This is a genomic window from Streptomyces sp. NPDC003023 (assembly GCF_042888225.1).
GTDB lineage: Bacteria > Actinomycetota > Actinomycetes > Streptomycetales > Streptomycetaceae > Streptomyces.
On sequence record NZ_JBIAPL010000015.1, the window covers coordinates 48,969 to 65,044 of the forward strand.

Annotated in this window: 5 protein-coding genes; 3 read left to right on the top strand and 2 right to left on the bottom strand. The window is 70.4% G+C overall.

The genetic code is table 11. The annotated features are described in order from the left end of the window. Window positions 1–66: 66 nt before the first annotated feature. Entirely contained in the window at window positions 67–2,463 is a 2,397-nt protein-coding gene (locus tag ACFYV1_RS32170; protein WP_389399172.1) for a YfhO family protein, read from the bottom strand. 124 nt (window positions 2,464–2,587) lie between these two features. On the opposite strand from ACFYV1_RS32170, the gene ACFYV1_RS32175 reads away from it, so the two are divergent. Together ACFYV1_RS32175 and ACFYV1_RS32180 are read left to right on the top strand one after the other, a co-directional pair. Then, entirely contained in the window at window positions 2,588–3,562 is a 975-nt protein-coding gene (locus tag ACFYV1_RS32175) for a glycosyltransferase family 2 protein (protein WP_389399173.1), read from the top strand. Beyond that, the gene (locus tag ACFYV1_RS32180; RefSeq protein WP_389399174.1) at window positions 3,559–3,966 is read left to right on the top strand and encodes a GtrA family protein; all 408 of its coding nucleotides are present in this window, start codon (window positions 3,559–3,561) and stop codon (window positions 3,964–3,966) included. The genes ACFYV1_RS32175 and ACFYV1_RS32180 overlap by 4 nt, the downstream gene beginning before the upstream one ends. Before the next feature lie 252 nt (window positions 3,967–4,218). Here the strand turns inward: ACFYV1_RS32180 and ACFYV1_RS32185 are convergent, their stop codons facing one another. Beyond that, a complete protein-coding gene (locus ACFYV1_RS32185; protein ID WP_389399175.1) occupies window positions 4,219–6,183 on the bottom strand; it encodes a tachylectin-related carbohydrate-binding protein in 1,965 nt (654 codons plus the stop codon). A 202-nt stretch (window positions 6,184–6,385) separates the two neighbouring features. Between ACFYV1_RS32185 and ACFYV1_RS32190 the strand changes: the two genes are divergently transcribed. Next, entirely contained in the window at window positions 6,386–16,066 is a 9,681-nt protein-coding gene (locus ACFYV1_RS32190) for a LamG-like jellyroll fold domain-containing protein (protein WP_389399176.1), read from the top strand. Window positions 16,067–16,076 lie beyond the last annotated feature (10 nt).

Here is a 16,076-nt window from a genome sequence, read left to right on the forward strand (position 1 = left end):
ACTCCGGTGCCCACCAAGACCGAATGCTCGGCGGATGAAGGGTGGGTTTCGCAATTGTGAAGGCGGTCACGCCGCCTCGGCCCACCCGCTCCTGTGCCGGCGGACGCGTCCCAGTGCCGGCGGCCCGAAGACCGTCACCAGCAGGGCGAGCAGCGCCGCGCCTCCCACCGCCGTGCCCAGACGCAGGCCCGGCGGGCGGAAGGAGCAGCTGATCGCCGTGCGGCTGCCGTCCAGGGGGACGGCGACGAGGCCGAGGTAGGAGTCCGCCGGGCGGCCGTCGCAGCTCCAGCCGGCGATCCGCGGGGCGGCGATCACCGCCGTTCCCCTGGTACCGGTGGGGAGTTCGGCCGTGATGCCGCTGTCGGAGACGTCGACGTCCACGGCTCCGGTGGCTTTCAGGCCCGCGACGGCGGCGTCCAGAGCGGTGTGGTCGAGGCAGCCGACGGCCGCTCCCCGTGGGGCGGCGGAACCGTAGGCGACGGGGAGGCCGGGGGCGGTCGCCGTGCCGAGCGAGGTGATCGGCGCCCGGCGCTTGGGAGTGCCGCCGAGGAGCTTGACGGGCGGGTTGTCCCCGACCCGGGCGGTGCCCGTGTAGTCGGGCGCCCACAGGAAGACCTCGGTGCCCGGCCGGCAGGCGCCGTCGACGGGGGATTCGTAGACCCGTGCGCCGAGCAGGAGCTCCTGGTTGCGGAAGGGGGACGAACCGTAGCGGGGCTCGGGGCCCTGCGGCCGTGCCGTGACGAGCGGCGGTGGGTCCGAGCGCAGGATCCGGGGCCGCCCGCCGGGGCCGGTCCGTACCCGGGCGCCCACCGAGAAGATCGCGTCCGTGACCGGATTGTCCAGCGACTGCAGGCTCCGGCCGCGTGAGGTCCAGCCCACTCCGAGTGCCGCGAGCGTCCGGGTGAGGACGTCGGGTGTGTGGCTGCTGTAGTACGAGGCGCCCTGGCCGCCGACGAGCATCGGGTCGTTGCCGGTGAGCCGTTCGCGGCCGGGGTCCGTGCGGTACGCCGGCCAGCCGTCGGCGTCGCGGACGGCTGCCTCCCGCGCGCTGTGCGCCGCGCCCCACGACGGGTAGTGGTCCAGGCGCGCGGGTCTCTCGCGGTCCGCGTAGGCGGTGGTCGCGGCGGCCTGCCCGATCAGCGCACCGGTGAGGAGTACCGCGGCCACCGCCGCGTGGCGGCCGCGTGCGGCGATCAGCAGTCCGCCCACCACCGCGACCAGACCCAGGGCGAACAGCAGATACGCCCAGAGGGTGGTCAGTTCGCTGGTGACGGCGGCGAGCGCGAACGCGGTGACGACCGCGCCGCCGCCGAGCACCGAGCGCCGCTGCGGCCAGCCCCGCGACACAGACGTCCAGGCACAGATCACCACGAGCCCGGCGACGACGAAGGTCTGCCGGTAGGGGCTGCCGTTGGGTGTGGCGAAGACGTGCCACACCAGGTGCGTGGGTCCCCACTGCACGGACACCGCGGCGGCGACCGCCAGGCCCGTCCATGTCCACCGCTCCTTGACCGGCACCGCGCGGTTGAAGGCGAGGGCGGCGGCCAGCAGCAGGGTCCCGGTGCCGATGAAGAGGGCGGGTGTGAAGAAGCTGTACGTCGCCGGGAGCATCCTGGCGAACACGTCCGCCCAGCTGGCCGGTGCGAACTCCTTCGACCATCCCGGATACGCGTGCTTCGAGCCGAGGAAGACGGGGACCAGGACGGGCGCGGCGAGGCCGACACCGAGCAGCACGGTCCGGACGGACCGCAGCAGGCCCCGCGCCCGTTCCCCGGGCCGCGTCTCCTCCAGCAGCAGGCGCACGGCGAGCACCAGGGCGGCGCCGATGGTCGCCATGTACGCCGTGTAGAAGTTCGCCGTCCACGCGAGGGCGACGACCACCGGCCCCAGGAGCGGCCGCCGGCCGGTGCGCGCCCATTCGGCCGCCAGGCACAGCAGAGGGAAGAAGACGAGACCGTCCAGCCACATCGGGTTGTACGTCGCCTCGACGACCGACCAGCCGCACAGTGCGTACGAGGCGCCGAGGACCGCGGCCGCCCACCTGCGGCCGCTGCCCTTGTGCAGGGCCGTGAGCAGCCAGGTCATGGCCGCCGCCGCCGCGGCCGTCTTCACCACGGTGACGACGTAGACGGCCAGGTCGATCTCGTCACGTGGAAAGAGCCCGACGAGCACCGAGAACGGGCTCGTGAGGTAGGTGCCGAGGTCGGGCAGGAAACTGGTGCCGTAACCCGACTGCCAGTTGAGCAGCAGCCCGCCGTCCGCCCGGCCGTGGAGCAGGTCCCACAGGTGTGCGTGGTACGGGACGAACTGGTTCCCGAGGTCGTTCACACTGCGGGTGCGTGGCCCGAAGGGGAAGGTGCGGGCGACGGCGTCGCCGGCGCACACCGCCCCTACGGTGATGAGCGCGGCGAGCGCGGCGGCGCGGCCGCGCGACGCGGGCGCGGCGGAGGGCAGAGTCCACATGATGATTCGAATATGCCAGCGCCGATCGTGAAAGCGCTCTACCGGAGGGCCAGTTCACCGAATGGTCTCCTGGGCGCCATGTGTTGAACCGGCGCGAGTCATTCGGTTCGAATGTTGTTCTCCTGTGCTGATCTCGATAGTTGTTCCCTGCTTCAACGAAGAGGAGATCATCGGCCGCTTCCACGAACATGTGACCGCGGAACTCGCCCTTCTCGATGGCGAATTCGAACTGGTCTACGTGGACGACGGAAGTCATGACCGGACGCTCCCGCTCCTTATGGAGATCGCCGAGGCCGACTCCCGTACGCGCTATGTCTCCTTCAGCCGGAACTTCGGCAAGGAGGCGGCGATGCTCGCCGGTCTCCGGCATGCCCGGGGCGACGCGGTCGTCATCATGGACGCCGACCTCCAGCATCCGCCGGAGCTGGTGCGCCGCATGCTGCAGCTCTACGAGGAGGGCCACGACCAGGTCATCGCCAAGCGCACCCGCAAGGGCGACCGGGTCACCCGTACGGTCACCGCGCGCGCCTACTACTGGCTGATCAACCGGCTGGTCGACGTGGAGCTCGTGGACGGCGTCGGCGACTTCCGGCTGCTGTCGCGGCGCACGGTCGACGCGATCCTGGAACTCACCGAGTACAACCGGTTCTCCAAGGGCATCTTCGCCTGGGTCGGATTCCGTACCACGACATTCGAGTACGAGAACGCGGTGCGTGAGCAGGGCCGTTCCAAATGGAGCTTCGGAAAGCTCCTCAACTACGGCCTCGACGGGCTGCTCTCCTTCAACAACAAACCGCTGCGGGCCGCGATCTATCTGGGAATGCTGCTCCTGGCCGTCGCCACGGTGTACGCGTCCTGGATTGTCGGTGTCGCCCTCGTGAACGGCGTGGACACCCCCGGGTATGTCACCCTACTCGTGGCGGTCATCGCGCTCGCCGGTGTGCAGATGCTGATGCTCGGTGTGGTCGGCGAGTACGTCGGCCGCATCTACTACGAGGTGAAGCGGCGGCCGCACTTCCTGGTGAAGGCGACCAACGCCGGCCTTCCCCGACAGGACGACGGGCGGAACAGGCGCGCGGGGGAACTGGTAGGAAAATGACGGTACGCGGCCAGATCATCAGGTTCGCCCTGGTCGGGGTCGTGAACACCGGCACGTACTACGGCCTCTACCTGGCGCTGCTGACCTGGCTTCCGTACGTGGCGGCGCATGTCGTCGCCTTCCTGCTGAGCATGGTCGGGTCCTTCTTCCTGACCTCGTACTTCACGTACCGCACCCGGCCGACCTGGCGGAAGTTCCTGCTGTTCCCGCTCACCAACGCGGCGAACTTCGTGGTGACCACCTGCGGCGTCTACCTGCTGGTGGACATGCTCCACTTCGACAGTACGTACGCGCCGCTCGTCGCGGCGGCGGCGGCGATCCCGATCACGTTCGTGGTCTCGCGCATCATCATGCTCGGCCCGGACCGCCGCCCCGCGGAACGGGAGCGGGAGCCGGTCGGGTAGCGCCGCCCGCCGCGGCCCTCTCTCCGCCCCCGTACCGGCCGAGGCTGGTACGGGGGCAAAGACGTACGCGCACGCGGACGTGGCGCCGCGCGAGGCGATGACCGCGGTCGGGTGGGTCGCGAAGACCGGCCGCGGGGGCCTGTCGTTCCGGTCGGAGGCTCGGAGGCTCGGAGGCTCGGAGGCTCGGAGGGTCGGAGGGTCGGAGGATCGGGGCCGGGTGCGGCCGCATGGCCGCCGCACCCGGCCTCGGTGCTACTTCGCCGGGGCGGTCAGCGCCGTGCCGGCGAAGGCGGGCTTCTCGTCCTGTGCGCGCATGGTGCTCAGCGCCGAGGTCTGCTGGACCTGGTAGACGCGGGTCTGGTTGTCCGCGGTACGGAAGGAGTAGGCCCAGGTGGGACCGGCCGCGTTGGTGTAGGTGAACGCGGTGGGCTCGGTGGCGGACACCTCGTAGGCCGGCTGCTGCCAGGCGCGCCAGGTGCCGCTGCCCTGTGTGGTCTCACCCGTGTTGTGGATGTAGCCGTCGGCGCCCCGGACGGTGATCTCGGTGAGACCGGTCAGGGGGGAGATCACCGCGCTCGGCGAGCCGTCGGCGGTCAGCCCGTCGACCGTGGTCCAGGCGCCGTAGGGGCCGCTCTCGGCCGCCTGCACCGTGGTGACGACCTTGCCCAGGCCGTCGGTGGCGAAGACGCGCAGCCGGTAGCCGGGGTAGACGACCACGGACGGCGTGCCCGTGACGGCCTGGGCGCCGAGCGAGGTCCAGGAGGACAGGCTGCCGTCCTCCCCGAGGAGCGCCGTGGACAGCGTGCCGTCCGCCGCCTTGCCGAACAACTGGATGCCGTCCCGGACGGTGACGGCCGTGAGCGGTCCCTGGAATCCGGTACCGGCCAGCTTCGTCCAGCCCATGAAGTCGACGTTGGCGCGCTGCTGGATGCGGTACCAGGGGCGGCCGTCCGCGTCGGCGGCGACCTGGACGAGCAGCCCGGCCGGCGTCCTGGCCGTCACGGGGTGCTGCGCCATGGCGCCGGCCAGGTCGATCCAGTTGCCCCAGTCCGCGCTGGACTTCGCCGTCTGGTTGCGCTGCCAGACGCTGCCGGAGGTGTTGTGGCCGGTGACGACGACACGGCCGTCGGTGTGTCCGGCGAGCGACGGTGTGCCGGCGAAGGCGTCGTTGCCGGAGATGGTGGTCCACTGCACGCCGTTGATGTCCGACGGGTCGGCGATCCGTCCGTGCACGAGACGGCCGATGTTGTCGGTGTAGGCGAGCTCCAGCGACCCGGCGGCGGACTGGACAACGGCCGCCCGGCTGTAGGACTCCAGCGGGACGGAGGGTGCCGCCGGGGTGTGGTCGTTCAGGATGCGGCAGGCGTCGGGGGCCCCGGTCACGTTGGGGAAGTTCTGCCAGCCCGAGGCGCCCACGGTCTTCTTGTAGACGGCGAAACCGCCGGTGTTCTCGTCGAGGCGGTAGTAGTGGGCCGTTCCTCCGGTGGTGACGCCGACCAGCGTGTCACCACCGATGGAGGTGACGCTCTTGTAGACGTTCCAGTCCGCCCAGCTCTTCACGACATGGCGCTCGACCCATCGCTGGCTGGTGAAGTCGTAGCGGGAGCGGACCAGTTCGCCCGTGGCCGCCAGGCGCCCGAAGACCACGCCGTCGTCACCCGCGACGATCAGGTTGTAGCGGTCCCAGCCCTTGTCGATGATCTTCCCGCTCGTCGCGTCCCAGGTGCCGGTCGCGGGGTCGTACTTGTTGGCGCGCAGATTGCCGGCGTTGTCGAGGACCCACAGATGGTCGCTGCGGTCGACCGAGATCTGGTTGCGGTCCGCCGATCCGGCCAGCCAGCCGTAGTCGTCGCTGATCTTCTTGTGGTGGATGTTCCAGGTGCCGGTCGAGGAGTCCCGCTGGCTCAGGTAGAGGCCGTCGGACTTGATCCCGTAGAACTTCGCCCGGTGGCCGGCGAGGACGCGGCCGTAGGCGGACCAGCCACTGTCGATCGTCTTCGGATTCGCGAGGTCGCCGCCGGCGAGCGGTGTCGGCATGTCGTACCGCAGCAGGCTGCCCGCGGTGTTCACGGCGTAGGTCGGTCCCGTGGGCGTGCACGAGGCCGCCTCGGCGGCGTGGGCGGTGCCGGGAACGGCGGTGAGCAGCGAGAAGGCGGCAGCGACGGTGGTGGCGGCAGCGGCCCAACGAGCGGCGCTGCGGGACGAGTTGGAAGTCATGACCTCGGACGCTAGGCGGCGTTCCGTGAACGTGGCGGTAGCGGCCGAGTGAACAGCTGCTCTATGCAATTGACGCGTGCATGAACAATGGGTGCAGGTCCTCGACAGGACGGTCACAGGATCTACAACATCAACAAGTCGATTTCAGCAGCGACTTGGGGGTTCTGTGCCCGCGTACCGGAGACTTGCGCGCAACTTCCTGATGACCCGTCTGCGGCGCAGCCGCCTGGCGAAGGTCATCGGGGCCGCCGTCGCCCTGGTCATCGCGGTGGGCTCCCTCGCCGTCGCCGGAGTGGGCTTCCCGTACATCCCCGCACCTCCCGCCGCAGCCGAGGGGCCGGAGCAGCGCTGGGGCAGCGCCGAAGGGCTCGGGCACACCGCGGGGAACGGTTCCAACACCACCTCGCCGCGGTCACTGCGCGCCAAGTACCCGCTGACGCCACCTCCTTCCGCCCGGCCCGCCCCCCGCGGCAACAGGGTCGAGGTCGGCGCAGCGCCCGCGGCCGAGGTCAAGGGCTTCGACCGCAGGACCAGCAAGGAGATCGTCGCGGAACGCGACGCCCGCAGCCGGGTCTGGGCGAACGAGGACGGCACCCGCACCACCGAACTGTCCACGACGCCCGTCAACTTCGCCGACGCCAAGGGCGACTGGCGACCCGTCGACACCACCCTCACCGAGGCCGGCGGCGCGTTCGTCAACCGGGCCGACTCCGTCGCCCTGCGCATCGCCGACCGGGCGGACGCGGCCGTGCTGGCGTCGCTCACCCTCCCGTCCGGTGAGTCCTTCGGCTGGTCGCTCGACGGCGCCTCCACCGCGAGGGGCAGCGCCGCCGGCACCCGGGTCTCGTACGAGAACGTCCTCCCCGAGACCGACCTGTGGCTCGACTCCCGGGCCGGTGGCGTCAAGGAGACACTCGTCCTGCGCTCGAAGGACGCGCCCGCCGAGTACGTCTTCCCCCTGACCCTCGAAGGCCTCACCGCGCGGACCCGGGACGGTGCGGTCGTCCTCACCGACACCGACGGCCGGACCAGGGCCGTTGTCCCCGCCGGATTCATGGAGGACGCGAACGGCGCCGTGTCGCACGCCGTCCACTACGACCTCGTCGAACAGGACGGCCGGCAGGCCCTGCGTGTCGACGTCGACCGGGACTGGCTCCTCGCGCCGGACCGCGCCTTCCCCGTCCGTGTCGACCCGTCCGTCGACACCACCGCCGCCTCCACGTCCATGTACGTCAGGCAGGGCGGCGCCTCCGTCGTCGGCTCCAGCGAGCTCCAGGTCGGCAAGAGCCCCACCGGCGCCACGTACTCGTTCCTCGGCTTCCCCTCGCTCGACGAGGAACTGCGCCACCACCGGATCTTCGGCGCCCAGTTGCAGATCGTGAACTTCGACGCGGCCTCCTGCAAGCCCCGCCCGGTCTCCGTCCACCCCGTCAACGAGGCATGGACCGCCGGAACCGGCACCGCCTACCCCGGTCCGTCGGTCGGCGCGTCCCTCGCCTCCAAGTCCTTCGCCTACGGGCATGTCGCCTTCGGCCAGTCCTCCTCCGCCTGCCCCGCCGCCGGTGAACTGTTCGACCTCGGCAAGGGCGGCCGGGACCTCGTTCAGCGCTGGGTCGACGGCACCCAGCCCAACCACGGACTGTCGCTGCGCGCCTCGCCCACCGACACCCTCTCCTTCAAGAAGCTGACCGGCCACTCCACGGCCAACCCGCCGAAGCTGTTCGTCACGCACTCCCCGTACAGCGCGACCTACTCCTTCCCCAAGCCCGTCCCCGACCCGCCGGTGCTGCAGAACCAGGACGGCAAGGTCAAGGTCTCGGTCACCAACAAGGGCGCCGAGACCTGGACCCCGAGCAGCTACTACCTGGCCTACCGGGCCTACGACGCCAAGGGCAGGCTCGTCACCCAGCAGCGCACCGCCAACCTGGCCGGCAATGTGGCGTACGGGCAGAAGGTGACGCTCGACGCCACGATCAAGGCACTGCCCCCGGGTACGTACCTGCTCGACTTCACCATGGTGCGCACCGGCGGCAAGGTCTTCACCGACGAGCAGGTGCCGCCCGGCCGGCTCACGCTCCAGGTCTTCGACATCGCCCCGGTGGTGAAGGAGCAGTTCCCGCCCAACGGTTACCAGGCGCAGACCCTCACCCCGCAGCTGTGGGCGAGCGGCGTCGACATCGACGCCCCGCCCGGCTCCACACTCCAGTACAAGTTCGAGATCTGCGAGGCGGACAAGGACGGCAGGCCGACCGGCTGCACCACATCCGCCTACCAGACCTCCTCGGCCCATCCGGTCCCCGCGGGGCGGCTGAAGTGGGGCACCACGTACCTGTGGCGCGCCTTCGTCAAGGACGCCACCAACGAGGTGCCCACCGCCCAGGTCGCCCTGGTCGCCGCCGTGCCGCAGCCCGAGATCACCTCCCGCCTGTCCGATGCGCCGGGCAAGGAGTTCGACCCGAACGTCGGCAACTTCACGTCCGCCGCGATCGACGCCTCCCTCACCACGGTCGGCCCGGACATGACCCTGGTGCGCACCTACAACAGCCTCGACCCGCGGCGCGACCTCGCGTTCGGAGCCGGCTGGACCACGCGGTACGACATGCGGCTCACCCCCGACGACGACGGCTCCGGCAACGTCGTCATCCGGTATCCCGACGGGCAGGACGTCCGCTTCGGCAAGAACCCGGACGGCGGCTTCGCCCCGCCGTCCGGCCGGTTCGCGAAGCTGACCCATGACGCGACCGCGGGCACCTACCGCCTCCAGGACAAGTCCGGCACGAGCTACGACTTCTCCACCAGCGGCCTCCTGGTGAAGATCACCGACAACTCGTCCAACGTCGTCACCCACACATACTCCGGCGGCCGGATCCAGAGCGCGAGCCATGCCCGCAGCGGCCGCTCACTCACCTTCACCTGGACCGGCTCCCATGTCACCAAGGTGTCCACGAACGCGATTGACGGCGCCCCGCTGAGCTGGACCTACACCTACACGGGCGACGTACTCGACAGCGTCTGCGACCCGCACTCCGGCTGCACGCGGTACGGCTACGGCACGGGCAGCCACTACGCCACCACCGTCCTCGACTCCCGGCCCCAGTCGTACTGGAAGCTGGGCGAGGACGAGGGCACGGCCGCGAACAGCGCCATCGAGGCCAACCTCGGCAAGGACCGCGGCACCCACAGCGCCGTGACACTCGGCGCGGCCGGCGCGATCACCGGCGACCCGGGCACCGCCGCCACCTTCAACGGCACCACCTCCCGGGTCGACCTGCCGTCCGGCACCCTCAAGAAGAGCAGGGACGCGGCCGTCGAGGTCTGGTTCAAGACGCCCGCCACCGGGGCCGGCGGTCCGCTGATCGGCTACCAGAACAAGGCCTGGGGCACCGCGCCCGGCACCGGTGTCCCCATGCTGTACGTCGGCAACGACGGCAAGCTGCGCGGCCAGTTCTGGACCGGATCCGTCTCACCGATCACCGACATCACCAAGAACGTCAACGACGGCAACTGGCACCACGCCGTGCTCTCCGTGTCCGGCTCCACGCAGAGCCTCTACCTCGACGGCAGGCTGTCCGGAACCCTGACCGGCAAGCAGCTCACCGGCACCGACCTCACCCACAACCAGATCGGCGCCGCGCACGCCTCCACACCGGCCTCCTGGCCCGGCTGGGGCACGACCGGGGCCCGCTCCTTCGCGGGCACCATCGACGACGTGGCCGTCTACCACCACCCCCTCGGCCCGGCCGCGGTCACCGCCCACCACCGCGAGGGCACCCGCGCGGCCACCCCCCTGACCAGGACCACCCTGCCGTCCGGCCGGATCGCCTCCGAGGTCTCCTACGACACGGCCCGCGACCGGGTGAAGGAGTACACCGACCGCAACGGCGGCACCTGGCAGATCGGCACGCCCGCCGTCTTCGGCGACGACAACGACCTGCGCCGCACCGTCGAGGTCCACGACCCGGTCGATTCCCCGTACTTCTACGAGTACGACGGCCTGACCGGGTGGATGCTGCGCTACGGCGAGCCCATGGCGCTCGGCGCCCGCGAGCCCGAGCCCTCGCCCAGCCCCTCCGGCAGCGAGCCGCCCGGCGAGGTGTGCACCGAACCCGACCCGGGCGACCCGGCGTTCTGCACCAACCCCCCTGGCGACGGGGGCGGCGAACCCGACTTCATCCGGCACCCCGCCGACGGCGTCGCCATCCGGCTCTTCGAGTACGACGACAACGGCTTCCAGACCGGGATCATCAGCGAGAACGGCGACAAGGTCACCCTCGGTCACGACGACCGCGGCAATGTCACCAGCCGGACGACCTGCCGGGCCGCCGGGGACTGCCAGACCTCGTACACCACCTACCCGACCCCGGCCGGCGACTTCGACCTGAGGGCCGACCAGCCGACCGAGACCCGCGACGGACGCTCGTCGGGACCGACGGACAACAGGTACCGCACCCAGTACCAGTACAACGCCGACGGTCAGTTGACCGTCCAGACGGCGCCCGACGGCGGAACCGTCAGGAACGCGTACACCACGGGCGCGGAACCCGCCCTGGACGGCGGAAACACCCCGACCGGACTCCCGCTGTCCACCACCGACCCACGCGGCAAGATCACCCGGTACCAGTACTTCAGGTCCGGTGACCTGGCCCGCATCACCGAACCGTCCGGCCTGGTCACGAAGTTCACCTACGACGCCCTCGGCCGCAAACTCACCGAGACCACCGTCTCCGACGCACAGCCCGCCGGAGTCACCACGACCTTCGCCTACGACAAGCTGTCCCGGCTCGTGTCCACCACCGACCCGGCCACCACCAACGCCGTGACCAGCGCCCGGCACCAGCAGAGGACCGTCACGTCCTACGACGCCGACGGCACCACGGTCGGCACCGAGGTCTCCGACATCCTCGGCGGGGACCTCCCGCGGACGATGACGTTCGAGATCGACGGCCACGGCCGCCCGGAGAAGGCGATCGACGCCGAAGGCAACGAGACCAGCTACACCTACGACGCTCTGGGCAACCGGACGTCGATGGTCGACGCCAACGGAAACCACTTCGACTACCTCTACACAGCGCGCAACATGATGGCCGAGACCCGGCTGCGCGACTGGGAGGACGACGGCGGCGACGAGGACCACACGGTGCTCCAGTCGTACGCCTACGACATGGGCGGCCGCCTGGTGCGGCACACCGACTCCATGGGCCGAAGCCTCGTCTACGAGTACTACGGTGACGACCTGGTCAAGTCCATCACCCTCAAGGACTTCCACAACCCGGACGGCACCACGCGCGACATCGTCATCGAGTCCAACACCTTCGACGGCGCGGGCAACGTCCTCACCGAGCGCACGTCAGGCGGCGCGCTGCTCACCGAGTACACCTACGACGCCGTCGGCCGTGTGAAGAGCGAGGTCACGGACCCCGCCGGGCTCGCCCGCCGCACCACCTACACCTACGACCTCGCCGGCAACGTGGACACCGTCGCCTCCAGCGGCGCGCCTTCCAACGTGCCATGGCCCACCGGCGTCACCCCGGAGACGGTCCGCTACCTGTACGACAACGCGGGTAACGCGGAGAAGGAGATCGTCCAGAACGGCACAGAGACCAGCACCACCGTCTACGCCTACGACCAGCGCGGCCTGGTGAAGTCCCGCACCGAGCCCGGCGGACACGTCACCGACTACACGTACGACGAGATCGGCCGGTCCGTGTCCGCTCTCGCGCCGCAGGTGCGGACCGAGTCGAACGGCGCCGCTCCGGTGGCCTCCCGGCCCACCACCTGGACCGGGTACGACACGTTCGGCGCGGTCACCGAGTCCGTCGACGCGCTGGGCAACACCAACCGCACCACCTACGACCGGCTCGGCCGGGTGCGCACCTCCAGCGCACCGTCGTACACCGCGCCGGGCTCCGACACGACCGTCGCCCCGACCGTCAGCAACACCTACGACCCGCTCGGCAACGTGACCGAGTCCACCGACCCGCTGGGCCGGGTCACCAAGTACACCTACGACCGCCAGAACCGGCTGATGGCCAAGGACGTACCGGTCGGCACCGGCGACGCCCGCGCGCAGTGGAAGTACACCTACACCCGCACCGGCAAGATCCTCTCCGCCACCGATCCGAACGGCGCCCGCGCCGAGACCACCTACGACGACCTGGACCGCCCGGTCACCAGCACCCGGATCGAGCGGAAGCCCCTGCCCGCGGCCTTCACCACCCGCAACGAGTACGACGACGCGGGCAACGTCGTGAAGCAGACCGCGCCCGGCGGCGGCGTCTCCACCTTCACCTACGACGCGCTCGGGCAGCTGCTGCGGATGACCGACGCCGGCGGTGTCGTCGACCAGTTCGGCTACGACATGAGCGGCCGTGAGGTCCGCCGCACCGACGGCCTCGGCCGCACGTCGGCCAAGGTGTACGACGCGATGGGCAGGCTGCTCCAGGACACCGACCTCGACGCCGCGGGCAGCCAGCTGCGGAAGGTCGCCTACGGGTACGACGAGGCCGGGAACCTCACCTCGTCCACCGACCCGCTCGGCCGCACCACCACCTACGCCTACGACGCGCTGCGCCGGCTCACCGGCCAGACCGAGCCCGTCTCCGACACGAAGTCGATCACCACGTCCTTCGGCTACGACGCGCTCGGCAACCGCACGCGCTACACCGACGGCCGCGGCAACAGCACGATCTACACCACCAACACCCTCGGCCTGCCCGAGTCGGTGATCGAACCGGCCACCGAACGCGACCCGGCCCCCGGGGACCGCACCTGGACCAGCGGCTACAACGCCATGGGACAGGTGGAGAAACTGACCGCGCCGGGCGGTGTGGTGCGCACCCGCGAGTACGACAGGGCCGGACAGCTCGTCCGCGAGACCGGGACCGGCGCCGAGGTCGCCACCCCTGAGAAGACCTTCGGATACGACCAGGCCGGCCGGCTGACCCGGGCCACCTCCCCCGAGGGCGACGACGTCTACGAGTACGACGACCGCGGACTGCTGCTGCGGGCGAGCGGCCCGTCGGGCGAAGCCACCTACGAGTACAACAACGACGGTCAGCTCACCAGCCGCACCGACGCCGCGGGCACCGCGAGCTTCGGATACGCCAGGCAGCAGCTCACCTCCGCCACCGACCCGCTGACCGGAGCCGCCCAGAACTACCGCTACGACGGCGCCGGCGCGGTCAAGCAGATCGACTACGGGGCGGGCCAGCGGCGGACGTTCGCCTACGACGACCTGGGACGGCTCGACAGCGACACCGTCAGCGCCTCCGGCGGCACCACGATCGCCTCGACCGACTACGGGTACGACTCCGACGACCACCTGAAGTCCAAGACGACGACGGGCGTCGCAGACGCCGGCGAGAACACGTACGGCTACGACGACGCCGGCCGACTCACCTCCTGGACCGGCCCCGACGGCACCACCACCGGATACGAGTGGGACGACAGCGGCAACCGGATCCGCAACGGCGACAAGACATCCACCTTCGACGAGCGCAACCGGCTGCTGTCCGACGGCGACTACACCTACGACCACACCCCGCGCGGCACACTCGCCACACGGACCAGCTCGGGTCTGACGGAACAGTTCACCTTCGACGCCTTCGACCGCCTCACCAAGGCGGGCGAGTCGGGCACGGCGTACACGTACGACTCCCTCGACCGCGTCGCCACCCGCAACACGGCGGACTTCACCTACGCGGGCTTCGCCCCCGACCCGGTCAAGGACAACAACTCCACCTACGGACGGGGCGCGGCGGACGAACTGCTGTCCGTCGCCGAGGGCACGGGACCGGCGCAGCTGACGGTCACCGACAAGCACGGCGACGTCGTCGGCGACATGTCCGCCACCGACGGCACGGCCACCGCCCTCACCTCGTCCGCGTCCTTCGACCCCTTCGGCCAGGTCGCCGAGGGCTCCGGCACGGCGGGCAACGCGGGCTACCAGGGCGACTGGACCGACCCGGACACCGACCAGGTCAACATGGGCGCGCGCTGGTACGACCCGGCGACCGGTGCCTTCGACTCCCGCGACTCCTACACCTACGCGTCCGGCGCCTCGATCCTCGCCAACCGGTACACGTACGGCGCCGGTTCACCGATGGACTACAGCGACCCGGACGGCCACTGGCCGAGCTGCGACTGGTGCAAGAAGAAGTGGAACGGCTTCGTCAAGAAGGTCAAGCAGAACAAGTACGTCCGGGCGACGGTCAAGACCGCGAAGAAGGTCGTCAGCGCGGTCTCCTACGCGGTCCGCCACCCGCGCGCGGCCTTCAACCGAGCCCTCGACTTCGTCGGCCGGGCAGCCAACTACATCTACCGGAAGTCCGGCCTGAAGACGGTCGTCGACGCCGTGGTGCGGGTCACGGTCCGGGCAGCCGCGGGGGCCACGCGCGCGGTGGGCGAATGGGCCAGGCAGAAAGCCGCGGAGGCCCGCCGGATCTACTACGAGGCCAAGGCGACCGTGACGCGCAAGGCCCGTGAGGCAGCCGCGTACGTCGCCAAGCACAACCCGATCCCGGACATCGTCGCCGCGGCCAAACCTCTGATAGCCGTCGCCAAGGCGGTCGTCACCGCCGACCCCAACCTCCCGGCGATCATCGTCGGCGCGGCCCGTGACGTGATCGCCGACGTGGCGAAGGCGACGGACGCGATCCGCGAAGCCGTCGTCGAACAGGTCGGCGCGGTCGTCGAGACGGTCAGCGAGGCCGTCGACTGGGGCGCCGTCTGGGACGGCGTCAAGACCGTCGGCAACGTCGTCGCCGAGGTCACCGGCTACAACGACATCAAGAACTGCGTCACCAAGGGCGACATGGAGGCCTGCGCCTGGGCCGTCGCGACGGTCGCGGGCGCGGCACTCGGCGGCGTCGGCGCGGGCGCGGTCCGAGCGGCCAAGGCCGGCCGGATGGCGGCCAAGGCGGCCAAGTACGCGGACGACATCGGGAAGGCGGCGAACCGTGTCGACGACACGGTCGACCGCGTCGAGTCGGCCGTGGAATGCGCCACCCTCGCCTCCGACCTGCTGGGCAACAGCTTCGTGCCGGGCACAGAGGTCGTCATGGCCGACGGCAGCCGCAAACCGATCGAGAAGGTCGAAGCCGGCGACGAGGTGCTGGCCACCGACCCGACGACGGGCGAGACGTCCGGTCAGGAGGTCACCGCGACGATCAAGGGCAAGGGCCAGAAGAAGCTGGTCCGCCTCACCATCGACACGGACGGCGACCGCGGCGAAGCCACCGACACCATCACCGCGACCGACGGCCACCCCTTCTGGGTGCCCTCGCTGAACAAGTGGCTCGAGGCCGGCGAACTGAAGCCCGGCCAGTGGCTCCGGACCGGCAGCGGCAGCTGGGTCCAGATCGACTCGGTCCGCGCCTGGACGCAAGCCGCGACGGTCCACAACCTGAGCGTCGACTCCGCCCACACCTTCGTGGTCGCCTCGGGCGCGGCGACGGCCCTCGTCCACAACTGCGGCACCGGCAAGGGTGCGTCGGCCGATCTCCTGGGTTACGCGGACTTCCTGCGCCCGCACGGTGGCAAGAAGGGCGTCAAGTTCGTGGCCAAGTACACATCGCCTTCGGGACGCAGCTACTTCGGCTACAACAAGCACGGGTTGAAGGCAGAGCCTGGTGGCCGCCTGGATCGAGCCTTCGCCATGTTGGGCAAGCGCGGTCACGACAATTGCGCCGAGGCGATGTGTTTGATCCTCGCCGAGAAGGCCGAAGGCCCGGGCGGACTGCTCGGGGGGAAGATGGAGGCGGTCAGGGTACGAGGCCTGAAATCCGGTGGGGACGCACACGGGTCCGAGGCCACCCCCTGCCGAGAGAGCTGCATGCCACGCCTGGACTCGATGGCGATCGACTATCGGGACGAAGTGCCGTAGGGAGGGGCCC